The 24,459-nt window shown below is 48.7% G+C and carries 21 protein-coding genes and 1 pseudogene; 10 read left to right on the top strand and 12 right to left on the bottom strand.

The genetic code is table 11. From position 1 onward, the window contains the following. Positions 1-5 precede the first annotated feature (5 nt). From lnt to ACNI29_RS19455, 10 genes are all read right to left on the bottom strand, one after another. A complete protein-coding gene (lnt, locus tag ACNI29_RS19500) occupies positions 6-1,526 on the bottom strand; it encodes an apolipoprotein N-acyltransferase (RefSeq protein ID WP_419780034.1) in 1,521 nt (506 codons plus the stop codon). 1 nt (position 1,527) lies between these two features. After that, the gene (locus ACNI29_RS19495; protein WP_419780033.1) at positions 1,528-2,352 is read right to left on the bottom strand and encodes a hemolysin family protein; all 825 of its coding nucleotides are present in this window, start codon (positions 2,350-2,352) and stop codon (positions 1,528-1,530) included. A 96-nt stretch (positions 2,353-2,448) separates the two neighbouring features. Further along, positions 2,449-3,405 carry a PilZ domain-containing protein gene (locus ACNI29_RS19490; RefSeq protein WP_419780032.1) on the bottom strand — a complete coding sequence of 319 codons (957 nt, stop codon included), beginning with the start codon at positions 3,403-3,405 and terminating at the stop codon, positions 2,449-2,451. A 173-nt stretch (positions 3,406-3,578) separates the two neighbouring features. Next, complete coding sequence (gene mnmG, locus ACNI29_RS19485) at positions 3,579-5,462, bottom strand: tRNA uridine-5-carboxymethylaminomethyl(34) synthesis enzyme MnmG (protein ID WP_419780031.1); 1,884 nt, start codon at positions 5,460-5,462, stop codon at positions 3,579-3,581. Positions 5,463-5,480: 18 nt separating this feature from the next. After that, positions 5,481-6,701 carry a M20 family metallo-hydrolase gene (locus tag ACNI29_RS19480; RefSeq protein WP_419780030.1) on the bottom strand — a complete coding sequence of 407 codons (1,221 nt, stop codon included), beginning with the start codon at positions 6,699-6,701 and terminating at the stop codon, positions 5,481-5,483. Between the two features lie 261 nt (positions 6,702-6,962). Next, positions 6,963-7,253 (bottom strand): PxxKW family cysteine-rich protein, encoded by a 291-nt coding sequence (locus ACNI29_RS19475; protein ID WP_419780029.1) that lies wholly within the window; start codon positions 7,251-7,253, stop codon positions 6,963-6,965. Positions 7,254-7,399: 146 nt separating this feature from the next. After that, positions 7,400-8,728: an amidohydrolase family protein gene (locus ACNI29_RS19470; protein WP_419780028.1), complete on the bottom strand. Its 1,329-nt coding sequence runs from the start codon at positions 8,726-8,728 to the stop codon at positions 7,400-7,402. A 118-nt stretch (positions 8,729-8,846) separates the two neighbouring features. Then, the gene (gene mtnP, locus ACNI29_RS19465) at positions 8,847-9,593 is read right to left on the bottom strand and encodes an S-methyl-5'-thioadenosine phosphorylase (RefSeq protein ID WP_419780027.1); all 747 of its coding nucleotides are present in this window, start codon (positions 9,591-9,593) and stop codon (positions 8,847-8,849) included. 83 nt (positions 9,594-9,676) lie between these two features. Continuing rightward, positions 9,677-10,189, bottom strand: coding sequence for an adenine phosphoribosyltransferase (locus tag ACNI29_RS19460; protein ID WP_419780026.1), 513 nt, complete (start codon positions 10,187-10,189; stop codon positions 9,677-9,679). A gap of 372 nt (positions 10,190-10,561) precedes the next feature. After that, positions 10,562-11,014, bottom strand: coding sequence for a hypothetical protein (locus tag ACNI29_RS19455; protein ID WP_419780025.1), 453 nt, complete (start codon positions 11,012-11,014; stop codon positions 10,562-10,564). 357 nt (positions 11,015-11,371) lie between these two features. On the opposite strand from ACNI29_RS19455, the gene rsmA reads away from it, so the two are divergent. The 10 genes and pseudogenes from rsmA (at position 11,372) to ACNI29_RS19405 (ending at position 22,992) form a co-directional block, all read left to right on the top strand. Then, complete coding sequence (gene rsmA / locus ACNI29_RS19450; RefSeq protein WP_419780024.1) at positions 11,372-12,160, top strand: 16S rRNA (adenine(1518)-N(6)/adenine(1519)-N(6))-dimethyltransferase RsmA; 789 nt, start codon at positions 11,372-11,374, stop codon at positions 12,158-12,160. 241 nt (positions 12,161-12,401) lie between these two features. Continuing rightward, a pseudogene (locus tag ACNI29_RS19445) lies at positions 12,402-12,683 on the top strand (HU family DNA-binding protein); the annotation flags it as partial. Between the two features lie 17 nt (positions 12,684-12,700). Continuing rightward, positions 12,701-12,877: a hypothetical protein gene (locus tag ACNI29_RS19440; RefSeq protein ID WP_419780023.1), complete on the top strand. Its 177-nt coding sequence runs from the start codon at positions 12,701-12,703 to the stop codon at positions 12,875-12,877. Between the two features lie 152 nt (positions 12,878-13,029). After that, positions 13,030-13,230: a 30S ribosomal protein S21 gene (gene rpsU / locus ACNI29_RS19435; RefSeq protein ID WP_015336888.1), complete on the top strand. Its 201-nt coding sequence runs from the start codon at positions 13,030-13,032 to the stop codon at positions 13,228-13,230. Positions 13,231-13,233: 3 nt separating this feature from the next. Continuing rightward, the gene (locus ACNI29_RS19430; protein ID WP_419780022.1) at positions 13,234-13,680 is read left to right on the top strand and encodes a GatB/YqeY domain-containing protein; all 447 of its coding nucleotides are present in this window, start codon (positions 13,234-13,236) and stop codon (positions 13,678-13,680) included. A 125-nt stretch (positions 13,681-13,805) separates the two neighbouring features. Then, positions 13,806-16,127, top strand: coding sequence for an endonuclease MutS2 (locus ACNI29_RS19425; RefSeq protein ID WP_419780021.1), 2,322 nt, complete (start codon positions 13,806-13,808; stop codon positions 16,125-16,127). 99 nt (positions 16,128-16,226) lie between these two features. Beyond that, positions 16,227-17,966 (top strand): DNA primase, encoded by a 1,740-nt coding sequence (dnaG, locus tag ACNI29_RS19420; RefSeq protein WP_419780020.1) that lies wholly within the window; start codon positions 16,227-16,229, stop codon positions 17,964-17,966. Continuing rightward, entirely contained in the window at positions 17,953-19,710 is a 1,758-nt protein-coding gene (gene rpoD, locus ACNI29_RS19415) for an RNA polymerase sigma factor RpoD (protein ID WP_419780019.1), read from the top strand. The genes dnaG and rpoD overlap by 14 nt, the downstream gene beginning before the upstream one ends. Positions 19,711-19,938: 228 nt before the next feature. Beyond that, positions 19,939-20,898 carry an adenosylcobinamide-phosphate synthase CbiB gene (cbiB, locus tag ACNI29_RS19410; RefSeq protein ID WP_419780018.1) on the top strand — a complete coding sequence of 320 codons (960 nt, stop codon included), beginning with the start codon at positions 19,939-19,941 and terminating at the stop codon, positions 20,896-20,898. Positions 20,899-21,015: 117 nt separating this feature from the next. Then, complete coding sequence (locus tag ACNI29_RS19405) at positions 21,016-22,992, top strand: glycosyltransferase family 39 protein (protein ID WP_419780017.1); 1,977 nt, start codon at positions 21,016-21,018, stop codon at positions 22,990-22,992. 158 nt (positions 22,993-23,150) lie between these two features. Here the strand turns inward: ACNI29_RS19405 and proC are convergent, their stop codons facing one another. Both proC and ndk read right to left on the bottom strand, forming a co-directional pair. After that, positions 23,151-23,954: a pyrroline-5-carboxylate reductase gene (gene proC / locus ACNI29_RS19400; protein WP_419780016.1), complete on the bottom strand. Its 804-nt coding sequence runs from the start codon at positions 23,952-23,954 to the stop codon at positions 23,151-23,153. Between the two features lies 1 nt (position 23,955). Further along, positions 23,956-24,375: a nucleoside-diphosphate kinase gene (gene ndk / locus ACNI29_RS19395; protein ID WP_419780015.1), complete on the bottom strand. Its 420-nt coding sequence runs from the start codon at positions 24,373-24,375 to the stop codon at positions 23,956-23,958. Positions 24,376-24,459 lie beyond the last annotated feature (84 nt).

The raw sequence follows: 24,459 nt of genomic DNA, 5'->3' as shown, positions 1-24,459 counted from the left end.
ATATTTTAATTTCCGCCTGATTTTTTACGGCGGTTAATTATTATCCAGATGGCGAAAAGCATAGTCAGCAGCAACGGAATACGGGTAACTGCGTTGTAGTTGGCGTGGTAAAAAGTATCGCCGCTGATTGTTTCAGCATCGGCAGCGAACGCAGCGTCAACAAACAGTTCTGTAGCATGGCTGATGCGTCCCAGTGGATCAATACAGGCGGATATGCCGGTGTTGGTTCCCCTGATCATGTAGCGTCCCTGTTCAACTGCTCTCATGGTTACGAGATTGAGATGCTGCAAAGGGGCTGAGGTGTTACCGTACCATGCGTCATTACTAATATTAATCAGGATATTGGCGCCTTTTTCTACCCGTTCCTGAGCCAGTTCCGGGAAGATTCCTTCATAACAAATGAGCATACCCATAGCAAGGTCGCCGCTTAGTAGTGGGTTTGCGTCTGAACCAGGCAGGAAATCTCCTGCTCCCTGCACCAGTTTGCCAAGCGGCAGGAATTCTTTAAACGGAATATATTCCCCGAATGGAACCAGATGCGATTTATCGTACCAATTCATAAATTTCTTGTCCGGGGAAATAAGGTATGCCCGGTTGTAAAGGGAAAAATCTCCTTTACTGTGAAGGACATATCCGGGTGCTCCGGTCAGGACAGGAGTCTTGGTTTCAGTGGTGAAATTCATTATTTCCGCACGCATGATACCGCCGTCCTGCAAATAGAATGGCATAGCGGTTTCAGGCCAGATCACGATATCGGTTTTGTCAGTGACCTGTCTGCTGAGTGCAAGGTATTTTTCAAACGTGGTTTTTTTGTATTTGGCATCCCACTTTCTGGCCTGATTAATGTTGCCCTGAACAACGCCTATGGACGTTTTGCCTGTGGGTTGCAAACCGGTGAATTGCTGTGGACTGGTGCGCATTCCACCGAGAACAATGATCAGCACCACCACGGACAATGCCCATATTTTTGCGGCATGGGATGTTTTCCAGACCAGTATTGCCATGGCTATAGACACCAGCAGTCCGGAAAGTCCGTAAGCTCCTATAAATGCGGCGCCTTGAATCCATTCCGGCCTGAAAGCCAGGGCCGAGGATAAGGTCATCCATGGAAATCCGCTGAGCAGCACGCCTTGGGCCATTTCCATGGTGGTCCAGAGCAGGCCGCTGAATATGCAGAGGGCAAAAGGAGGCAGGTTTCGCGCTGCATGATTGAGTACTAAGGTGAAACCGCCGTAGTATGCACCGACGACCATGCCAACCAGAATTGGGCAGGGGATGGCCAAAGCCCACGGCAGGCCTCCGTATACTCCTACAGGATACGCAATCCAGTACATGCAGGCCATGGCGGCCAGTGAACCGGCAATCCAACCTCTTTTCATGGCTTTGCGTGGAGATTCACTGTTTGTAGCGATCAAGCCGAGAGCCAGTGGAAAAGCAAGAATTGCAGCAGGTAAATGGAGCAGGGGATTGGCATAACCAATCCCCGCAGAAATCATTGCAATAATAATCGGAACAGCTGGGTGCATTCTAATTTCCGGTGGGCGGATCTATGAGTATGGAGATGATCTGCTTGGCGTCACCTTCATGGACTGTGAATTTGAATCCTGAAATATTGATGAATTCTCCAACATGCGGGATGCGTCCGGTCAGTTCGGAAATATATCCGCCGATGGATTCCACGTGTTCAGAATCGAGAGAGAGGTCAAGTTTTTCAGAAACTTCTGTCAGGGGAACTCTGCCTGAAATAAGGAATTTACCGCTTTCCAGTTCTTCAAAGTCAGAAGGACGGACAGCGTCGTGCTCATCGGAGATATCACCTACGATTTCTTCAAGCACATCTTCCATGGTCAGCAGGCCGGATGTCCCTCCGTATTCGTCCTGCAGGATAGCCATGTGGACACGACCGCTCTGAAATTCCCTAAGTAATGACTTAACTTTGATATTCTCGGACACAAAGAAAGGCTTGCGCATGATCGCGTCAAGTGGAGTATCGCTTTTGCCTTTTAAAAGAGGGGCGATGATGTCTTTTGCGTGGATAATGCCGATTATCTTGTCTTTGGTGTCCCGAAAGACAGGAATTCGAGAATGTCCGTACTCCATGATTTGTTCAGCAACTTCAGCAAGGCTGCTGTTGATCTCAACACCGATCATATCGGTACGGGGAATCATGATTTCGCTGGCTTCAGTATCCTTGAGTTCAAGGACGTTGAGCAGCATGGAAACGACTTCTTCCTTGATTTCGCCGTCTTCGCTGGCTTCGAGAATATGCTCTTCAAGGGGGGCATCTGTTTTTTTGAAAATGTTGACCATCTTAGCCCACAATCGGCCTTCTGAACCGTCGTCCAATTCCATTCTCCTTTTTGCGGTTATTACAAGTGTTTTTAAACATGGAAGTCAGATTTAGTTATATATCTACTTATTATGTGTTGCTGGTGTCAACAACCTTAACTATTCGTTACCTTCCCTGTACAATTCAAGGTAGAGATTATAAGTCCAATCGTCCATTTCCGGGCAGCCGTTCTGACTTACTTTTTCCCATTTAGGCTTTTTGGTATCGTCATCAAATCCCATGAATTGAGATTCGAAAGATAAACCCAGCTGGGCATGTCCTCTAGTCGAGTCAATGAAAACTCGTCTTATCTTGGTAACGAAAAGATGGCGCACAATGCCTTTGTTTCCGAAATCTACCAGACTGAGCAGGACCAGAAAATTTTGCCCTTTCTTCAATTTGAAATGTGAGGCGCGTTTTGAACTCATCCGGGTGAGTTCAAGGGAAAGTCCCCCTCCTGATATATCAGAAAGTAATACCGCAGCTTCTTTGCCTCCCATATATCCGGGAGCATATTCACCATTGGTGGATATGAATTTCAGTCCGGCAGCTTTACCTTGCTTGGTTTCAGGGATGATATTTACGTAGTCATAGTGACGCGAAGGAGGGGATACGCGCAGGAATTCGCGTTTCTGGGTTTGTTCGATATGGTCAGGAAGTTCTACAATCAGGTTGAAGTATTGGGAACTTTTGGCATTCACTTCGGATATGACCGAGTTGAAATTGTAGAAGATGACCATGCCGGACTGCTTGGCGGGTACATGGAAAAAGCAGGTAACCTCGCGTCCAATCCATGACCTGCCGATATTACCATTCGCAGGAATCTCAAGAATCAGGCGGTCAGTGATATCTTCTATGGAACAGGCAATAGTGCGTCTTTTTTCGGATTTAGTATGAAAGCTTAGATCTATTTTAGATCGGTAAACCAGAGCGGTTTCAAATATCTGCTCCAGTTGTTTTTTATCGGTTATCCAGCTGGTCGGGACAGCGTTCAGTTTCTTTTTTAGTTGCTTATTGTTGTACCAGAGCACTGCCGCAACAATCGCGGTAATGCAAAACCCGACAACAATAAGCATATTTACTGTTTGTTGAGGGAGACCTGTTTCTCCGAAACCACGCAGGGTTTTGTATAAAAACTCCTGATCTGCCGCCATCAGTTAGCCTCGATTAGATGTTAAAGCTTTTCTTTTACAATACTTACTTTTTATTGTTTTGAAAAGTGAATGCTTTAACCCGCAGGCATGGTATGTTAAATTGAGCCGGTTTTCTTCAGGTGAATTTCGATTGAAGATACTGCTGCCGGAGTAATTCCGGATATTCGGCTGGCTTGTCCAAGGGTCAGTGGGCGAACTTCTGTTAGTTTTTCAACGGCTTCCCGGGTCAGTCCGGCTACTTCAGAGTAATCGATTTCTTCCGGCAGGCTGACGGATTCCATTTTTCTAAATTTTTCCACCAATTCCTGTTGGCGCACCAGATAACCTTCGTATTTAATCTGGGTTTCCGCTTCAACAAGAACTTCCTCTGTTAAGTCTTCAATTTCAGGCTTGAAATGAACCATATCTCCAATGGAAAGTTCCGGCTGGCGCAGTATTGCCGCAAGGGGAACAGACTTGTTCGGTACGGTTCCGCCGATTCTGGTGATAATCTCGCGTGTAGATTTATCCGGCCTGATCTGGGTTGATTTCAGCAGGTTAAGGGCTTTATCCAGTCCTTTTTTCTTGGCGGAATAAAGAGTCCAGTGATCATCTTTGACCAAGCCGAGTTCTCGGCCGATCTCAGTCAGGCGCAGGTCTGCATTGCCCTCACGCAGCAGCAATCTGTACTCTGCGCGGGAGGTGAACATGCGGTAGGGTTCCTGAGTCCCCTTGGTTACGAGATCGTCCACCAGCACGGCAATGTATGCTTGATCGCGGGAAAGCAGGAAAGGATCGCGTCCGGTCAGTTTGCAGAAAGCGTTGCATGCTGCCCAGAGTCCCTGTGCCGCTGCTTCTTCATAGCCGGATGTCCCGTTGATCTGTCCGGCAAGATACAGGCCGGGAAGAACTTTGGTCTCAAGAGTCGGCAAAAGCTGGGTGGGCGGGACAAAATCGTATTCAATTGCATAACCGGGACGTATAATCTGAGCATCTTCCAGGCCTTCAATGGAGTGGATCATGCTTTTTTGCACGTCCAGTGGAAGACTGGTGGGAATACCGCTTGGGTAAACTTCGGGGCTATCGTATCCTTCCGGTTCAAGGAAAATCTGGTGGCGTTCTTTTTCCGGGAAGCGTGCGACTTTATCTTCAATGGAAGGACAGTAGCGTGCGCCGGTTCCTTTGATTACCCCGGTAAACATGGGGGAACGTTCAAAGCCGCTGCGAATGGCCTCGTGAGCTTTTTCGTTTGTGTAAGTGATGTGGCAGCTTACCTGCGGCAGCTTGATTTCGTCGGTCCTGAAGCTGAAGGGCTGCGGAGGATCATCGCCACGTTGTTCTTCGAGTTTGTCATAGTCGATGGAATCCTTGAGCAGACGGGGAGTGGTTCCGGTTTTAAGTCGGCCCAGAGTCAGTCCGGCCTCTTTAAGGCTTTTGGACATGCCTACGGAGGCAGGATCGCCCATACGTCCGCCGCTGAAATTTTCCAGACCGATGTGCATCAGCCCCTGCAAAAAAGTTCCAGTGGTAAGCATCACCGAGCGGGAATGAAATTTTTCCCCGATCTGGGTTACAACCCCTGCAGCTTTACCGTCTTCAATGATCAGAGATTCAGCCATAGCCTGCCGGACCCAGAGATTATCCTGCGAAAAGATATCCTTCTGGACCACACGCATGTATTCATTGCGGTCCATCTGGGCACGGCTCGCGCGCACGGCAGGGCCTTTGCGTGTGTTCAGGATACGGAACTGGATTCCGGCCTTGTCGGACCAGAGACCCATGTAGCCGCCAAGTGCATCAATTTCTTTAACCATGTGGCCTTTGGCAAGTCCGCCAATAGCCGGGTTGCAGGACAAATGTCCGATGCGGTCTACGTTGATGGTCAAAAGCAGGGTCTTCAGGCCGAGGTTGGCCGCAGCCATGGCGGCTTCACAACCGGCATGTCCTGCACCTGCAACAATTAAGTCGAATTTACTTGGGGGCGGTTCTTTTCTGATCATGATATTAAAATAAATTTATTAGAACGGCAGCAGCGCCATTACTTTTGCGTCGTTCAGGGTGTTGCTGATTGAACCCTTTTCGTTGGGCTGGTGTGCCTGATGCAGCAGGGTGGACCAAACCACTGTATGGTATCCGCGTTCACGCAGATGCGCTGCTACAGTTCCGCCGCCGATTCCGCCGGGTTTGGCGTCCACGCCGTATACTTCTTTAACCGCGAAAACAACTTTTTCGACGATTTCGGAATCTGCGGGGGTGGGCGGTGCGGCCTGACTTTCGCTTTCAACATCCACAGTAATTTTTACGCCGTACTCTTCAGCAACGTAAAGGGCCATGCCTCTGACCTGCTCAATCACTTCCTTAAGGTCGTAGCTGGGCAGCACGCGGCAGTCGATGTAGAATACATCCTTGCCCGGAATGGTGTTGATGTTCTCCACGTTGGCTTCTTTTTTGGTCGGCTCAAAAGTGGAGAAGGGCGGGGAGAAAAGTTCATCTTCTTCGTCAAAGTGGTATTTGAGTTCCGGTACTTCCATGATCATGGCCGCAGCGGCAACTAGGGAGTTGACTCCCTGTTCCGGTGTGGAAGCGTGGCACTGCTTGCCTTCGACGGTGACCTTGAACCAGACGGAGGATTTTTCCGCGATTTCAACCATTGAAGAATCCGGCTCACCGGAATCGGGTACGAGGAAAAGGTCCTTCTTTTTGAAGAGATCGCCGTGTTCCTTAACCAGATATTCAAGGCCGTAGTGGGAACCTGTTTCTTCGTCGGAAACAAAGATGAGGCCGACGTTGATGCCCGGAGTCATGCCGGAATCCATCAAAGTTTTAGCGGCGAGAACGGAGCTGACCAAACCCTGATGGTTGTCTTCCACTCCGCGTCCGTAAAGAGCGTCACCGTCCTGTTCCATTTTGAAGGGATCGGTTTTCCAGAGACTCAGGTCGCCCACAGGAACAACGTCCATGTGGGAGATGATCCAGAGTGTTCTGGAGCTGTCCTGTCCGGGGATTACGGTGACCAGATTAGGTCTGTAGCCGCACTCGACACGATCATCCGGCGCGTTGTATGATTTTACTTCACCGAAACCGTTTTCTTTGAGGTAATCGGTCAGGAAATCAGCTTTGGCCTTTTCCCCGGTCCCGTTGTTTGTGGGGCCGATGGCGGGGATGGAGACCAGCTTTGCGTGGAGTTCGAGAGCTGCGTCTTTCATGTCGTCGATTTTTGAAAGAAGCTGAGTGGGCATTTATGTTTCTCCGGTTCTGGGCAGATACAGGGTGAATGAAAATGTGTTCCGGTGTACCAAAGAGAAGAGCCGGAACAAGTCCGGCTCCCATGATACACGAAATGAATCGGTTGAAAAACATTCAGTAAGAATGTTTTTCCGGTAATATGCAGTTAACGACTTGCCTGAAAAGACAGTGCTCGCTTGAAACTGGCATCGTGTCCATAAAATGAAGCCATTTTACGAACCAAATTAATGAATATTAATTTAATTGATGCTGTACTAGCGACCGCGTGCAGCACGCTTGGATGCTTTAAGCGGGTTAACTTTAACTTTACCTTCTTTGTCAACACCGGCACGTACGTGGGTGGCAAAGTTGCATACGCTGTGAGACCACTTTTTAGCGGGCTGAGCGTAGCTGGGACAGTAATTGGAACCTTCGAATTCAACTGCGCGTTCACAACCGTCACATTTTTCAACAACGGTTTCCATGATTACGCCTTTGTAAGAAAGACCATCAGCAGTCATTTCTGCACCGTCAAGTGCGTGTACTCTTGCATTCTTTTTAGCCATGTAGCGCCTCCTGTTTGGCAAGTCGCTTGCGAACAAGCGTTGTTTTATCTTTAAATATCTTTGCTTGGAAAAGCACAAATCCATATGCAGTCTTCCCCTATGTTGTCAAGGAAAAACCGCTTTTAGATCTCGAAAAAAATATCCACTCAGCGGCTTTCAAGCCGCTTTAAGGCCCATTTTACGGCCTTTTCAGCTTCCCGTGAAATAATTTCCACATCTACGGTAAGAAACTCTCCATTCCGATAAAGGACCTGCCCGTCGCAGACTGTCAGGCAGACATCTTGTCCTCCAGCAGAGTAAATAACGTGCGAGAGGGGGTTGTATACAGGTTTTAGGTGCATCTTGTCCATATCTATAGCGACGATGTCTGCTTTTAAACCCGCTTTTAGTGATCCGGTGTCTTCAAATCCGAGGAATGAGGCTCCGCAAACTGTTGCCATATCGAGAACTGTTTGTGCAGGCATGGCTTCCGGGTCCTGCAGGAATCCTTTCTGGAGCATTGCGGCAGTTCGCATTTCATCGAACATGTCGAGATTGTTGTTACTGGCTGCTCCGTCCGTGCCCAGTCCCGCATTAACTCCGGCCTCAAGGAATTTGGTCAGCGGGCAGATTCCCGATCCCAGCTTGAGGTTGGATTGCGGGTTATGTGCAATCATGGCTCCAGCGTCCCGAATCCAGTCGATTTCCTCGTCGGTGACATCAACGCAATGATGCAGCCGGGTTCGTTTGGTCAGCAACCCGTAATCTTTTAGTATTTGCACAGGCCGTTTGCCGAAAGTCTCCAAGGTCAGCTTGGTTTCAGGTACTGATTCCGCAGCATGAATCTGCCAGAGAATATCCAGCTTTTCAGCAAGTTCCATGCTTTCAGCAAGCTGTTCTGGATCGGTGGTGAATACCGCATGGGGTGTAACCGAAGTCCTGATTCGGTCATGGTCTGCGAATCGTTCCTGCAAGGCTTCGATAGCATTCCATGCTTCCTGCGCTGTTTTGAAAAACGGCGATGGAAATTTGAAAAATCCTTCGCCCAGAACTGCTTTCATGCCGCTTCCATCAACGGCCTTGCCGACGGCATCTTCATACATGTAGCCGTCAAAAATTGCAGTCGTACCGGAAGCAATCATTTCAGCGCAGCCCAGACGTGCCCCCAATTCTACCAGTTCTTTGGTCAAACCGGACTCGATGGGAAACATATAATTATGCAACCAGTCCAGCAAAGGAAGATCATCGGCAACCCCTCGCATGAGAGTCATGGGAACATGGGTGTGAGCGTTCATCAAGCCGGGCAGGATAACAGACTTGCCGCAATCAACGGTTTCCTCTGCAACCCATTCCACTTCGATCTCTGATCTTTTCCCAACCGCAGAAATCAGCGAACCGCTGACGGCAATAGCACCGTCTTCAATCAGCTCCCGTTCATCATTTTGCGTAAGAACGTAACTGCCTTTGATTATCAGATCACATTTTTTCGGCTGCATGAAGTTAACCTACGGTTTTATAAGCGAATGCGGCGAAGCCTACTAAAAGGTTTTGAAGGGATGGGTCTGGGGAAGGGGAACTCTTGCAAAAGTTTCCTTCCCCAGCCGTCGGAGGCATCTAAATCTTTTCGATAGTCTTGATCAGCATGGATGTTACATTCTCGGCATTCGCTTTGAAGATGGCGAGGATGTCATCCCATGTGACGGGCGCTTCGTCGGTTTTCCAGCAATCGTAGTCGGTGGACATGGCGACTGCGGCGTAAGGAATTCCGGCCTCGTTGGCGAGGATCGCTTCGGGCGCGGTGGACATGTTGATGATGTCTGCTCCCCAGGTACGGAACATGTGGGATTCAGCGCGGGTGGAAAAACGAGGACCTTCGATGGTCACGACGGTTCCTTTGTCATGTACGGTTACACCGAGTTCGTTGCAGGCTTCGGTCATTTTGGCGCGTAGTTCGGCATCAAATGGTTCAGCCATAGGGGTATGTACCGGGGCGTGTGGCTCGAAAGTCTGGTGAAAAGTTAGTTCGCGTTTACGGGTGAAGTCGATGAACTGATCGATGATAACCAGATGTCCGCGATCAATTTCTTCGCGCAGGGAGCCTACGGCAGTGGTGGCGAGGATGCAGTCACATCCGAGGTCTTTGAGTGCCTGAATGTTGGCGCGGTTGTTAACATAGGTCGGGGGGATGGTGTGTTCCCGGCCATGCCTTCCTATAATATGAACTTCCTTGCCCGCAATCTTTCCTGATTTAATGGGAGAGCTGGGTTCGCCCCATTCTGTTTTGAACTCTGAATCCTTGGCGTCTTTGAGGATGTCGGGGTTATCCAGTCCGCTGCCGCCGATGATGCCGATTACTGCCATTGCTTTGTCCTTGTATGCAGTGTTGAAAAGAAAAACTCCTGCCGTGATCTTTGATCTGCGGCAGGAGTCTTGACTGGTCCCTGTTAAAGCTGGATCAGACTGCTGGTTTCAATACCGGCCAGTTTGCTTTTTCCTTCGAGGAAGCTCAGCTCGGCAATAAAGCCCATAGCGGAAACAGTGCCTCCTGCTTTTTCTACCAGTTTGACCATGCCTTCAGCGGTTCCGCCGGTGGCGAGAACATCGTCGATGAGCAGAACTTTTTCGTCCTTTGCGACGGCATCAATGTGCATGCTCAGGTTGTCGGTTCCGTACTCAAGATCATAGCTTACGGAAATAGTTTCGTAAGGCAGTTTGCCGGGCTTGCGGATGGGCACGAAGCCGATACCGAGCTTGCTGGCGAGCGGTGCGCCGAAAATGAAGCCACGTGCTTCAGCAGCAGCAATTTTGTCTACTTTGTAATCTGCAAAGCGTTCAGCCAGCTGGTCAATAGTATATTGAAATGCTTTCGGCTCAGCCAGAAGCGGGGTGATGTCAAAGTATACGATTCCTTCCTTGGGGAAGTTAGGAACATCGCGGATATATTCCCTCAGATTCATGAAATTCCTCCATCCTTAATTGGATTTATTTAATAAGTTTCGATTAAGTATTTTTACATACTTTGTCAAAGGTGGAGGAGTGCCGAACGTAATCATGACTTTATGGGCCGGAAGAGTGTGAGGTTATATCGGGCTAGAAGCTGATTTCACAAGTATTTCCAGATATTGATCAATTATATTTTTGTATTTACGCTGTCAGCGTTATTAGCCTCTGAACTTTTGTAATCAGTTTTCGTGGTCGTAATTGTTTCAATAGGTATTGAAAAAGATCTGCGTACCTATTAATTGAAGAGAAAAGATAACCCCCGCAAAAATTGATTTTTTTGCGGGGGCTGCGGTTTGTTAAAACTCGTTCTGCTGTGATGAAGGATGTTAAGTCAGAGAGTTGCTCATGCCTTCTGCGCGGGTTCCGCCTTTAGCGCTTGTCCCGGAGGCTTTGTTCTTCTGGTCCTGCAATTCAACCAGCTGACCTTGATACTGCATCAATTCATTTTGTTTTGCGGCAATCTGGTCTTTGTTTTTTTCGGGTTCTTTCTGCAGTTCTTCGATTTCTTTTTGAATTTTTTCGATCTGCTCTTTAACCTTTTCGATCTGCTCATCGATACTATCGGTAGTTCCGGAGCTCTTTTTGGTTTCAGAAGAATCGGATTTCATGGCTGCGAGTTTTTCTTTGCCCTGTTCAGATATGGAAACAGTGTCGCCATCTCCGCTTTTGGCTATGGTCAGCCTTGTGGTTTCGTTTTGCGGTTCTTCCACAGCGGTATTGCGGGCAGGTGCTGCTGCGTAAGGCTGCGCCTCTGCACCGACACGAAAGTTGAAACTCATATCGATATCCTCTTTTTAGAGTTATAAGCTTTATTCGTACTTCGTATCGGTGGTATTTAAGATAACTTTACGGTTGTATATCTATCTTTAGATCATATTAAGAGAGTTTGATCATTATCCTACTGTCCAAAAAACCGTGGTAGCTGGCCAGGTCTTCTTTTAAGGCAGGATAAGTGCTGAAAGCGGTGTTAAAGTGCTTGTCCAGAGAAGAACTCGTGTGTATTTCCTGCAATGTAGTTTGTGTCTTCTTGAAAATGCGGGAGCCGGAGACCTGTATAATCAGCTGGCAACCTAAGACTTGCGTAACATATATTACTGAAGTTATCGTAAATTTTTCAAAAATAATGTGGAGTTTTTGTGCAGATAAAACATAGAGCCAAGAAAAGCCTTGGGCAGAATTTTTTGCAGGACGCAAACATTGCGCGCAAAATTGTGGATAGCCTCAAGATTACGGAAAACGATTCAGTGATTGAAATCGGTCCGGGGCAGGGGGCTTTGACAAAATTTATTCTTGAAGCAGGTCCCGATAGTCTTACTCTGGTTGAAAAGGATCGCGATCTGGCCCCGGCACTTGAAGCCGAATATCCCGAAGCGACAGTCGAGCTTCAGGATGCGTTGAAATTTGACTGGGCGGGGCTTGATCCAGAGAAGAACTGGAAGATTGTGGGCAACCTGCCTTACAATGTGGCTTCGAAGATTATGTGGGATATTGCGGCCCAAAGCAGCGCTAATTGTGTCTTCATGGTTCAGCATGAAGTGGCGCAGCGTATTACAGCCGGACCGGGATCAAAAAAGTATGGTGCTATCAGTGTCTGGGTGCAGAGCTTTTGCAGAACAGATTATCTTTTCAAGGTTCCACCGACCGTTTTCAAGCCGAAACCCAAAGTTGACTCGGCTGTAATAAAATTTTTTCCATTGCCGCAAGAGGAAAAACCCAGTGATATTGAGGGGCTTGCCAAACTTATCAAATACTGTTTTCAGTTCAGACGCAAGCAGCTTGGTAAGATATTGAAATCATTCATTTCTGACTCTGTACATAAGTGGGCCGAAGATGAAGGCGTTTCACTCAAAGATCGCCCTGAGGCCTTGTCCCCACTGCAATTCCAGAGTCTCTATAAATGCGTTAAAACCGATTTTCCCTCTTGACTTGTTGGTGAAAATTTTGTTTTAGATTTTCTTCAAGGTCGTTTGAGCAGGCGGTTCTGCGTTTTTTTTCTAAGAATGCGGCCCAGGGGGCTTGTTTTAAACGTTTTTGAGTGTTAGCAAAACGACTTGCGAAGCTGGGTTGACCCGGTTCGCACTATTACGAACCCAACTCTCGCTCGAGGGCGAGGTTAATGGCAGGCACGATAAAGTGCCGCAATAATCATTTTCCCGTTTCAAGGAGGAAGGACTGATGACTAAGGCTGAACTCGTTGTTAAGATTGCTGAGAAAGCAGGAATGACCAAAGCTGATGCAGAGCGTTGCCTGAACTACTTTCTGGATACAGTAGAAGAAACACTCGTTAATGAAGGAAAACTGACCCTTACAGGTTTCGGTACCTTTCAGGTTGACGAAAGAAAAGAGCGTGTAGGCCGCAACCCCCGCACTGGTGAAGAAATCAAGATTCCCGCTTGCAAGGTTGTGAAGTTCCGTCCCGGTAAGCTTCTTAAAGACGCTGTAAAGTAGTCAAGGAGAATTGAATTATGTTGCATGGTGAAACTGTTCAGAGTCCTCTTCCTATGGATCTTCCCTGGTGGCAGCCCGATCACTTTATTTTTTTCGGCGTCCTTTATATCGTAATCGGCATTCTCGGTGCCGGTATGGCATACTGTGCTGTTAAGGCATGGATGGATTCCAAAGAAGATACCGCCGCTCACTAGGAAATTTTTTCGGAATTTTGTTCAGCATCTGCGTATGCGGATGCTGAACTTTTTTTTGTGCTTAGTACTTGACTCCATGTAATATTTAGAGTTAATAAATATCTCTTCCGCATAGTTTTTCTGTGCGAGATTAATTCAGGGGGGTGATTTGATTGCCCGGTGTATATCTCGAAGATTCTGATAACTTTGAAATAGCTCTTCGCCGCTTTAAGAAGCAGGTTGAAAAAGCTGGAGTTCTTTCCGAACTCAAAAAGCGTCAGCACTATGAAAAGCCCAGCGTACAGCGCAAAAAGAAAAAAGCTGCTGCCCGCAAAAGGCTCATTAAAAAAATGCGCAAAATGTCAATGGGTTAGTATATGAGTCTCATTGAGCAGATTGATAAAGACTACATTGCGGCCTTTAAGGCCAAGGATGATGTTAAGAAAGCAGTATTGAGACACCTCAAGACTGCTATCAAAAACCGCATTGTCGAATTGAAAGGGGAGACTCTTTCTGATGATGAGGTTCTTGATCTCGTTGCAAAGCAGATCAAGCAGCGTAAGGATTCCATTGAGCAGTATACTGCTGCCGGACGTCCTGAACTGGCCGAAGTTGAAGCTGTCGAAGTCGAGGCTCTTTCCGGTTACATGCCGGAGCAGCTTTCCGAAGAGGAAATCGCTGCTGCTATCGATAAGGCAATTGCTGATCTCGGTGCATCATCCATGCAGGATATGGGTAAAGTGATGAAAGCCATCACTGCCGCCTATAAAGGGCAGGTTGACGGAAAGGTTGTTAGCAACCTTGTTCGTGCCCGTCTTTCCTGACATCAGCTTAAGCTGAATTTTAACGGCAGGCCCCGGAGTTTCTCCGGGGCTGTTTGCCGTTTTTTCTGTATTGGTATCTCGTTCCAACGGGGTGCGTGATCTAACATTTTCTACACTGGAATCCTATGGAGCCAAGATCTCTCCAGCTACTTGAATTTCCGAAAGTTCTTAATGTCCTTTCCGGCCACTCAGTTTCCACGTCCGGTGCGGAGGCTTGCCTTGCCCTGTCTCCCATGGATGATGCTGATTCCATCAATTCCACAGCCCAGTTTTTTCGTCAGGGTCAGAATTTTGTTAAAGAAACCGGATTCAGACTCGGCACCTTCCCCCCTTTGGAAGGACTGTTTCAGTATCTGGTCAAGCCCAATAATGTGCTTGATGCGGATGCGCTTTTCGCTTTGATACAGACTTTGGGGCAGGCACGTATTCTGAAAGAGGCCCTCGCCATTGCTGAAAAGCGTGAGTGGGATACCATTCTTGAATTCCTTGAAGGTGTAAGCTGGCCTGAGAAAACTTTTTCCGGTCTTAAACGTTGTCTTGATCAGGACGGTAATATCAAGGATGAAAGTTCTCCGGAACTTTATGATATCCGCCAGTCCATCCGTTCCCTGCACCAGCGTTGCTCCAAAAAGGTCCGCGATTTCATCCACGGCGAGGACATCTCCCGTTTTCTGCAGGATGATTTTATGACCATCACCAACGACCGCTATGTGCTGCCGTTGAAGACAAATTTCAAAGGCCGTCTGCAGGGTATTGTCCACGATTATTCCAATACTGGCGAGACCTGCTATTTTGAGCCGATGTTTCTCGTGGAGCTGAACAACACCATGCAGGAACTCAAGCAGCAGGAAAGGACAGAAGAACTTAAAATTCTGACCTATCTGACCGGGCTGGTCCGTTCCGAATATGACCAGTGCGAGGCTGCTTACGGTTTTCTGGTTGAGTACGACGTCCTGCAGGCTAAGATAAATTTTGCAGAATCCGTTAAGGCCGTGGCTGTTGATGTGCATTCCGGCTCCGGTTTCGATCTCCGCGGCGCGCGCCATCCGCTCCTCGCTGCTGCCGAGGGCGGGGTTAACCCGCTCAATATCGAGCTGCCTACAGAGCAGAAAGTACTTATAATCAGTGGTGGTAATGCCGGTGGTAAGACCGTTTGCCTGAAAACTGTAGGTCTGCTTTCCGCCATGGCTTTCAGCGGAATTCCTGTTCCGGTGGAAAAAGGCTCCGTACTGCCCTTGTTTAAGGAAATTTTTGTCATCATGGGTGACGAGCAGTCCCTTGAAGATAACGTAAGTACCTTCTCTGCCCAGATCCAGTCCATCAGCCGTATCTGGGAAGCTATGGATTCCTCAACCTTATTTATCCTTGATGAATTCGGGTCAGGTACTGATCCGGCACAGGGCGCGGCCCTTGCGCAGGCTGTTGTGGACGGGCTGCTTGAGAATGGAGTCACCTGTTTTGCTGCGACACACTTCCCGGCACTTAAGACATATGCTCTGGTGACCGAAGGAGTACGTGCTGCCAGTGTGCTTTTCGATCCTTCCACCAAAAAGCCTCTTTTCTCCATTGCTTACGATCAGGTCGGGGCATCCATTGCTCTTGATGTTGCCCGTGAGCACGGCTTCCCGGAAGCCTTGCTTTCCAAGGCTGAGCAGTATCTGCTTATGGAAGGTTCTGATTCAGGTTCGGTCATGAACAGGCTTAATGAACTTGCGGTCAGCCGTGAGAAAGAGCTTCAGGAAATGGACCGTATCAAATCCAAGCTGGAAGCAAAGCGCGCCAAGCTGGAAGAAAAATTTGAACGTGAACGTATTTCTGTGCTTGCTGATGTGAAGAAGCAGGCTCAGAGTGTGCTCAAAGAATGGCAGGACGGTAAAATCGGGCGTAAGCAGGCTTTGAAGAAGCTTTCTGAGGCCCGTGGTTCAATCGGCGGAGAAGATAAGCCTAAGGCCGATGTTAAACCGTTCTCCTTCGAGGATATCAAGGTTGGTAAGCCGATCCTGAATATCAGCTGGAACCGTAAGGGTGTGGTCATCGAAAAAGATGAACGCAAGAAGCGGGTCAAAGTTGATATGGACGGTGTAGCCATGTGGATTCCCGCTGATCAGCTTGGACCTGTGGGCAAAAAAGCCGTTCAGGAAAAGGAACGCCAGTCTGTTGAAAAGACTGCCGCCAAATCCGGCAAGAAAGCACCCAAGGGAGAAATGACCCTCAAGATCGACTTGCGCGGTAAGCGGGCCGATGTTGCTATCAGTGAACTTGGACGTTTCTTTGATCAGTCTCTGCTGCGCGGTGCTACTGAACTTGAAATTGTTCATGGTCGCGGAACGGGGGCGCTTCGTCGTGAGGTGCATATTTTCTTGGATGGAAATCCCGCAGTTGCCGGATACAGTCTTGCACCGGAAGACCGGGGCGGCGACGGCATGACCGAGGTTGAATTAGTTTAGTGCAAATTATTGCAGGCCGTGCTATGGATTTTCAGGCTGCCATGATTGTGCATTATTTCAGCTGTTTCGAACTTTTTCGACGCTGTTGAGGAGGAAACTTTGGATAGAGCTGCCATAGAAGCTATCAAAGACCGTCTTGACATCGTTGATATCGTGCGCAGGTATGTGGAACTGAAGCCTGTGTCCGGGCGTTGGATGGGCCTTTGTCCTTTCCATAACGAAAAGACCCCATCTTTCAGTGTAAACGGGGATGAAGGTTTTTTCTATTGCTTCGGGTGTCAGGCTTCGGGGGATATTTTTGATTTCTACTCCCATATCAACGGGGTGGAATTTAAGGATGCCCTTGAGCAGCTGGCGGCAGAGGCCGGTGTGGAGCTCACTCCCGGTAAAGTCGACCCGCAGGCGGCCAAGCGAAGTTCCGAACGTAAAGTTTTCATGGATATGCATGAACATGCGGCAAAATATTTCAGCCGTATGCTCAAGCTTCCTGAAGGGCGTGAAGCCCGAAAATATCTCGAACGCAGGGGGATGGATTCCTCTGTGGTCGAATCTTTCGGTCTGGGGTGCAGTACCGATGACTGGCAGGGTTTGGAAAAGCATTTGATTTCCAAAGGTTATACAGCCGAACAGGGAGTCAAGGCAGGCCTTCTTTCCCAGAATGCCAAGGGTCGCACTTATGACCGTTTTCGTGCAAGGCTTATCTTTCCCATAAAAAATTTATCGGGAAGGGTTATTGCTTTTGGCGGAAGAATAATTACAGATGGAGAACCGAAGTATTTAAACAGCAGTGATACTCCCATTTATAAAAAGGGAGAGCACCTGTACGGCCTTTCAACGGCCCGGAACTCCATTGCCAAAACCAAACACGCTCTGCTGACTGAAGGGTACATGGATGTAATTTCCCTGCACCAGTTCGGTTATACAAATTCATGCGGTGTGCTTGGAACGGCATTAACCCCGGATCAGGTCAAACGACTCTCCGGGTTCTGTTCTAAAATCGACCTCGTCTTTGACGGGGATGCAGCCGGGGTCAAAGCGGCTCTGCGCAGTACGGAGATGATTCTTACGCAGGGAGTTTCCTGCGGTGTTGTTGTCCTGCCGGATGGCGAGGACGTGGATAGCATTCTTCAGGCCAGCGGTGCCGAAGGATTTCAGAAGTTTCTGGATCAGGCCCGTGACGGTTTGTTCTTTAGCCTGGAAACTTTGCAGGCGGGGTCTTCACCCCGTGAAGTTATGGATTGGGCGCAGGAATTCCTTAAAAAGATGACCAGTGCGTCCTTACGTGCATTTTACCTGCCCAAGGTTGCCAGCGGCCTGGGTGTGGCAGAAGCGGAATTAAGGTCGGTTTTTTCCGGTGCCCTCAACGCTCCGGTCCCGCAGCAGCAGAATCCTGTACAGCAGGAACAGCCGCGCGCGGTGGCTCCGGTGGGGGGACAGGTTAAAGATGATAAATATTTCTTGAGGTATGCGGTAAAGCATCCGGAGTATGTCGTCGAATTATCGGAAAGGGGAGTAGCTCAGGTCCTGACCTCGCACTGGGGCAAAACACTGTGGTCTAAAATTGCGGCTCACAGCGGGCAGGACATTATCCCGTTACTCGATGATTCTGAAAAACGATTCTATGCCGGTTGCCGGATGGAGGAAGCTCTTTCCGGTGTCGATTTAGAAGAAGAATGGCGGCATGTCTGTAAGGTTATTGCCCGGCGGCGGTATGATATGGGCCGAAAAAAGCTCACCGATGCCTTGCGCCGTGCTCAGGCTCAAGGCGATACCGAACGCGTCAGCGCGTACCTCAAAGTCCTGAACGACTCTGTATGGAGGGATGATGAGCAACATTAAGGATATTCAGGCGATTAAAACTCTGATTTCAGAGGGTAAGAAACAGGGATTTCTGACCTTTGAACAGTTGGGTAAGGCTCTGCCTGCCGAGTTTAACAAGGCTGATCAGCTTGATGACGTCATCAAGATTTTCGACCAGTTGAACATTGCGATCGTCAACACACCCGAAGATGGTAAAAAAATCATGGATGCGGGTGTAGATAGTGATAATGAAATCAATCTCACTGATAACGAAGAAGAAAGCGTAGATTACGTTTCCCGTTCCACCGATCCCGTGCGCATGTATCTGCGAGAAATGGGTGCGGTTGGCCTTCTGGACCGTGAGGGCGAAGTTGTTATCGCTAAAAAGATTGAAAACGGCGAAATGGAAGTTCTGTATGCACTGGTTGAAATCCCGGTTGCCATTGAAGAACTTATCAGCGTCGGTGAAGACCTTGACGAATCCCGCATCAAGCTGAAGGACGTCGTTAAAACCATTGAGGAAGACGACCCCAGCGAAGATGAAATGAACCAGCGCCAGCGTGTTATTTTCCTGCTGGACGAAGTCAAGAATCTCTACGATAAAAAACGTGACCTGTACTACAAACTCGACGATTGCGCGCGCCTTGATAAAAAGGTCGTCAAGCAGCAGAACGAGATTATAGCCTACAAGCAGGATATTGTTGAAAGGCTGCGTGACATCAAGATCGAAAAGACCTTGATCGACCAGATTATCGAAACCGTGGGTGACTACGTGAGACAGATGCATAACTGTCAGCGTGACCTCTCTGCGTACATCCTCTCCACCGGTAAAACCCAGCAGGAAATCAAGGAACTTTTCAAACAGATAGATGACCGCGATATAAACCCGGTTGCCGCTTCTGATGAATTGGGCCTGACTGTTGATGAGCTCTTTTCCTTTAAGGAAATGATTTCCGGTAAGATGGAAATTCTGGTGCGTCTGCAGGATAAATGCTGCCACAACGTGCATGACCTTGAAGAAGTGCTCTGGCGCATCAAGCATGGTAACCGCAGCGCAATGCAGGCTAAGCAGGAGCTTATCCGTGCCAACCTGCGCCTTGTTGTTTCCATCGCTAAAAAATATACCAACCGCGGTCTGCAGTTCCTTGATCTGATTCAGGAAGGTAACATCGGCCTGATGAAAGCGGTTGATAAATTCGAATACCAGCGTGGTTACAAATTCTCCACTTATGCGACATGGTGGATCAGACAGGCTATCACCCGCGCTATTGCGGATCAGGCCCGTACTATTCGTATCCCGGTCCATATGATCGAGACCATCAACAAACTTATCCGTACTTCCCGCTACCTCGTACAGGAACTGGGACGCGATCCTTCTCCGGAAGAAATTGCGGAACGTATGGATTATCCGTTGGAAAAAGTTAAGAAAGTCCTTAAGATTGCCAAGGAACCCATTTCCCTTGAAACACCCATCGGTGATGAAGAGGATTCGAGTCTCGGCGATTTTATTGAAGATAAGAAGGCCGCAGCGCCCGCCGAAGAAGTTGTCAGCACCAAGCTTGGTGAGCAGATTGCAACTGTGCTTTCCGACCTGACTCCGCGTGAGGAACAGGTTCTGCGTAAGCGTTTCGGTATCGGTGAAAAATCCGACCATACCCTTGAGGAAGTAGGTAAGCTCTTTAACGTTACCCGTGAACGTATCAGACAGATTGAAGCTAAAGCCCTTAGGAAACTGCGCCATCCTGTGCGTAGTGCACTACTGCGTTCCTACTACGAAAATTAGAATAAGAGAGCGGTTCGGATTGTTGTCCGTGCCGCTTTTTTATATACTGGATAGTCAGCAAGCTTCCGGTTCTGTGGGAAGGATCGGATGCAGGGCGATTATTAGCTTCGGAAGAAGTCGGAATAGTGAGGTTCCTGCCCCCGGCTGTCCTTGTGTGTTGGGATTAATTTAAAGTGCGCCGCACTAATGTCCCGGCCAAACGCTTTAAGATTTGAGGAAAAATATCTGATGGACAATTCTACTGTTTTGTTTCTCGTACCTGTTATCGCACTTGTTCTTGATATCTTTTTAGGAGATCCGAAGTGGTTTCCCCATCCCGTTCGCTATATCGGAATGGCCTTGGACAAGTACAAAAATTGGGTTTTCTCCACCGGCATGTCCCGTAAAATCATGGGCGGTATCGGTGTATTGGTTTTCGCAATAGTTGTTTGGAGCGTGCTCAAGATTTTTCTGGCGATCCCCTTCATCGGTGTGCTGATTGCTATCTATCTCGCTTACGCGGGTCTGGCTCTCGGCTCCCTGCTTAATGAGCATAAGAACGCTGCTTCCCTGCTCGACAGCGGCAGAATCGAAGATGCTCGCAAAGCTATTTCCGAGCTGGTCAGCCGTGATGTATCCGAACTGGACGAAAACGGCCTGCGCAGAGCTCTGGCCGAATCCACCAGCGAAAACCTCAACGACGGTTTCGTTGCTCCTTTCTTCTACCTCGTAGTTACCGGTCCTGCCGGTATGTGGGTTTACAAAACCATCTCCACCATGGATTCCATGTGGGGCTACAAGAATGAAGAGTTCAAAGAGTTCGGTTACTACGCAGCCAAAGCTGATGATATCCTTGCTTTCATCCCCGCACGTATCACTGGCTTCATGATGCTGGCAGCAGGCCGCATTCTCAAACTCGACTGGGAAGCTGCTTACGATAACCTCATCGAAGATGCCAACAAAACCGAAAGCCCCAACGCTGGTTGGGCTATGGCTCCCGCAGCATGGCTGCTCGGCGCTCCCATGGGCGGCAAGGCTACCTACTTTGGTGAAGAAAAAGAAAAGCCCGTTATCGGACCCGAGTCCGGTGAATGGACTTCCCTGAAGCTGAAAAGACTCGGTTCTCTGGTGATGTTTACCGCTGTCTTCTCCGCTGTACTGCTCGACATCTACTTCGTAATGGTCTGGGCTTCTCAGGTTATGCACTAGAAAGTTACAGCTTACACGTTGATATTAAGCCGGAATCCTGCAAAGGGTTCCGGCTTTTTTATTCTGTTCAAATAGTTTTAATCCGTATAAAAAGAATAAAAAATTACGGAGCCTTTCATGTCGCAGGATTCATATAGAAATCGGGTTGTGCTGATCATTCTGATATTGGCAGTCTGCATTTTTGCCGGGGCTGGATTGTATGCTTTTAACTCCTCCCTCTCAAAGCCGGAGAATTCATATCTGACTGCACATTCTGAGGCGCGTTGGATAAAGCTTGATTTACCGTTTCGGCTCAATGCACGGAGCAACGGTTCTGAAATGATTTTGTTCAGACGTAATTTTGAGTTGGATGGTCCTGTGAAGATTACCTTGCACATCAAAGCATTTCGCGGGGCCGGAATCTGGTTGGACGGTATGCCTCTGCGTAAATTTGATGGTGATCTGGATAAATGGCGGGATGAGATTGTTGTTGATCTGCCGGAGCTTTCTGTTGGGAAGCACGAATTCAAGGTTGCAGTGGTAAATGAAAATGCACATCCGGCGCTGCTTCTTTGGGCGAAAGGGGCACTACCGCTGGATATTTCCACGCCGCATGGTTGGGAAGCAAGTCGGGATGATTTTGTTTGGAATCCGGCGGCTGATGCGGCCAAGACCGGGAAATTGCTCATCGGCGATAAATTTAAGCGCGCCGATCAGGCATTACTGGCCTCTCTGCCCATGATGCTGCCGCTGTTTGTGCTGGGCGCCGGATTGGTCTGGCTTCGCGAAAAGGAAAAGTTACCTGCTGGTCTGAATAAAACAGAAATTTCTCCATCTGCAATCCGCTTTGTGTTGCTGGGATTATGGACTGTGATGGCCTTGAATAATTTTCATGAACTGCCGTTTAAGCTCGGCATGGATCATAGCGGGCATTACAAATACATTGAATATGTGGCCCAGAATTTAAAACTGCCCAGCCCGCTGGAAGGGTGGCAGATGTTTCAACCTCCGTTGTACTACATAATTTCTGCCGCTTTCTATAAGTTCTTGCTTGTGTTTATGGATATGGAAAGTGCGCTGTACTGGCTGCGCTTGATACCGCTGGCATGCGGCGCGGGGTTGATTGAAGTCTGCTACAGATGTTCGGTTTTGGCTTTCAAAGAAGATCGTATGGCCCGGATCGGAGCAACAATCATCGGCGGGTTCATGCCCATGAATTTTGCTATGGCCCAATTTTGGGGCAATGAACCGTTTACTGCGCTTTTTTCTGCAATGACCATACTCAAGGTCCTGACCGTTGTTTGCGTGCAGGAGAAGCGAAATTTGAAGCAATTCGCGCTGCTGGGATTGTTCCTTGGGTTGGCGATATTGAGCAAGGCAACCTGCACGCTGCTAATCCCGCTGGTCATCTTTTTTGTTCTGCTGCCGTTGATGGCTGAAAACAGCGAATCATCTGCACAGAAATTGAGCTGCGTCAGAGGAATTGTTTTAGCATTGATCACAACCGCCTCGGTCGGAGGCTGGTACTACCTGCGCAATTGGGCCAGCTACGGCAAACCTTTTATCGGGGGCTGGGACAAGATCAGGGAGATCGGCTGGTGGCAGGATCACGGTTATCGGGTCTGGGAGCATTTCGGCACCTTCGGCAAATCCATCCTCAAGCCCGTGTATTCAACCACTGACGGTATCTGGGACGGACTTTATTCCACCCTCTGGCTGGACGCCAACCTGAGCGGCAAGAGCAAGTTTATGAGCAGGCCGCCGTGGGATGATGATCTGATGATGGCAACAGCACTGCTGGCCTTGATCCCTTCCATTCTGATTCTGGGCGGAATAGGGCGCACGTTCTACAAGCCGGTGAAGTCCGTCTTCAACGGACGTATGTTTCTCACAGCTTGCATTGTGGTCTACTTTACCGCAGAAGCCTATCTATACCTGAACCTGCCGGTCTACAGCACAGCCAAGGCAAGCTATACCCTTGGCCTGCTGCCATGTTACGGTATTCTGGCTATGACCGGGGTTCAACCACTGCTTAAAAATATCTACATCAAATCTGTAATGAGCGGCTTCCTGACTGTCTGGGTAAGCACGGTTTATTTGACCTACTTCGTATAAAAAAGAAAATGGCGACTTGATAAAACAAGTCGCCATTTTAATTCTCTGTGAATGCCTTAAAGCTGGTTCAAATCAAAACTAATAAAAGTTTTTGAAGAGTCCAGAGAAACTTTTTTCAAAAAGTTTCTTTGGCCCCCGGAGGGACCGCCGGTAGGCATTTATTTTTTCCCGAGTTCTATGCTGCGCTCGTAGCTTTTGCGCACCGCATCAATGATATTGGCGCGGGTTGCAGTCCGGTCCAGATGGATGAGGGCCTGTACGGTAGTACCTCCGGGGGAGGTCACCATTTCACGCAACTGGCTGACGTGGAATTTGCTTTCCTGCGCCAGTTTTGTGGAACCTTCAAACAGCTTGTTGACCATGGCTGTGGCCTGTTCGCGAGGGATACCCAGCTCAACTGCGGACTCGATCATGGCTTCAATGAAGTAGAAGACATAAGCAGGTCCGGACCCGACAACCCCGGTGAACGCATCAAACTGGCTTTCGGCCAGCGCGTAAACATCACCCAGCGGGGTGAACATTTCGCGGGTGAAGTTTGCCTGTTCGTCGCTCAAGTGGCTGTCATCAAGGCAGACTGCGAACACGCCCGCATTAACCAGTGCGGGAGTGTTGGGCATAACCCGGACAACAGGGCAGCGGTTTTCGCAGTAATCCTTGAGCTTCTGCACTGTCAGGCCGGCGGCAATGGAGATGATGCACTTGGACTCGGTGAGTTCGGGTGCGATATCTTCCAGAACTGCGGGAGCGTGCTGTGGTTTTACCGCCAGCACGATGAAGTCGGATTCCTTGGCTAGATCGCGGGCAGTATCACATTGGATGAGCCCGGTTTCTTCGGCAAGGGCGTTCAGTGCCGTTTTGTTCAGGTCGGAACCAAGCAGGTTGATGCTGTCATCGCCAGCCATTCCTCTGATTATGGCGGCGCCCATGTTGCCTGTGCCGATAAATCCAACTTTTTTAGTCATATTAGTTTACCATTTCAAGGTTGCTGAAGAAGTAGGGTACTTCGATTGCTGCGGTTTCGGGAGCATCGGAGCCGTGGCATGCGTTTGCTTCGATTCCAGCGCCGAAAGCCTTGCGGATGGTACCTTCTGCTGCTTCATTGGGGTTAGTAGCACCCATGAGGTCGCGGTAACGTTTGATAGCGTCTTCGCCTTCAAGAACGGAAACCACACAGGGTCCGGAAACCATGAACTCAACCAGTTCGCCGAAGAAGGGACGCTCTTTGTGAACAGCGTAGAAACCTTCAGCCTGTGTCTGAGTCATGTGGATCATCTTGGTTGCCTTGATTTTCAGACCGGCGTCGGAGATCATTTTCATGATGTCACCGATTTTACCGGCTTTAACTGCATCGGGCTTGATGATGGAAAAAGTAAGTTCGCTCATTGTTTAAGTCCTCCAAGTGTATTCTTTTTTGCGGATTCTCGCATTTCTCAGGTTGCCCTGAACGGGAAGTACATGTTGCTCCGG

Origin of the sequence: Maridesulfovibrio spiralis (SeqCode), from assembly GCF_048571135.1 — a bacterium.
Taxonomy (GTDB): domain Bacteria; phylum Desulfobacterota; class Desulfovibrionia; order Desulfovibrionales; family Desulfovibrionaceae; genus Maridesulfovibrio; species Maridesulfovibrio spiralis.
Note: the sequence above shows the minus strand (reverse complement) of the source record. Positions and strands in the feature narration are given on the sequence as shown.

Bases quoted from the DNA above. Each gene is read 5' to 3' on its own strand.
- proC (WP_419780016.1), bottom strand. From the start codon at position 23,954: ATGACTAAAAAAGTTGGATTTATCGGCACAGGCAACATGGGCGCCGCC.
- mnmG (WP_419780031.1), bottom strand. From the start codon at position 5,462: ATGATCAGAAAAGAACCGCCCCCAAGTAAATTCGACTTAATTGTTGCA.
- ACNI29_RS19425 (WP_419780021.1), top strand. From the start codon at position 13,806: ATGGAGCCAAGATCTCTCCAGCTACTTGAATTTCCGAAAGTTCTTAAT.
- ACNI29_RS19480 (WP_419780030.1), bottom strand. From the start codon at position 6,701: ATGCCCACTCAGCTTCTTTCAAAAATCGACGACATGAAAGACGCAGCT.
- ACNI29_RS19405 (WP_419780017.1), top strand. From the start codon at position 21,016: ATGTCGCAGGATTCATATAGAAATCGGGTTGTGCTGATCATTCTGATA.
- rpoD (WP_419780019.1), top strand. From the start codon at position 17,953: ATGAGCAACATTAAGGATATTCAGGCGATTAAAACTCTGATTTCAGAG.
- ACNI29_RS19455 (WP_419780025.1), bottom strand. From the start codon at position 11,014: ATGAGTTTCAACTTTCGTGTCGGTGCAGAGGCGCAGCCTTACGCAGCA.
- ndk (WP_419780015.1), bottom strand. From the start codon at position 24,375: ATGAGCGAACTTACTTTTTCCATCATCAAGCCCGATGCAGTTAAAGCC.
- ACNI29_RS19490 (WP_419780032.1), bottom strand. From the start codon at position 3,405: ATGCTTATTGTTGTCGGGTTTTGCATTACCGCGATTGTTGCGGCAGTG.
- mtnP (WP_419780027.1), bottom strand. From the start codon at position 9,593: ATGGCAGTAATCGGCATCATCGGCGGCAGCGGACTGGATAACCCCGAC.
- ACNI29_RS19430 (WP_419780022.1), top strand. From the start codon at position 13,234: ATGAGTCTCATTGAGCAGATTGATAAAGACTACATTGCGGCCTTTAAG.
- ACNI29_RS19470 (WP_419780028.1), bottom strand. From the start codon at position 8,728: ATGCAGCCGAAAAAATGTGATCTGATAATCAAAGGCAGTTACGTTCTT.
- ACNI29_RS19475 (WP_419780029.1), bottom strand. From the start codon at position 7,253: ATGGCTAAAAAGAATGCAAGAGTACACGCACTTGACGGTGCAGAAATG.
- ACNI29_RS19440 (WP_419780023.1), top strand. From the start codon at position 12,701: ATGTTGCATGGTGAAACTGTTCAGAGTCCTCTTCCTATGGATCTTCCC.
- ACNI29_RS19460 (WP_419780026.1), bottom strand. From the start codon at position 10,189: ATGAATCTGAGGGAATATATCCGCGATGTTCCTAACTTCCCCAAGGAA.
- cbiB (WP_419780018.1), top strand. From the start codon at position 19,939: ATGGACAATTCTACTGTTTTGTTTCTCGTACCTGTTATCGCACTTGTT.
- ACNI29_RS19495 (WP_419780033.1), bottom strand. From the start codon at position 2,352: ATGGAATTGGACGACGGTTCAGAAGGCCGATTGTGGGCTAAGATGGTC.
- lnt (WP_419780034.1), bottom strand. From the start codon at position 1,526: ATGCACCCAGCTGTTCCGATTATTATTGCAATGATTTCTGCGGGGATT.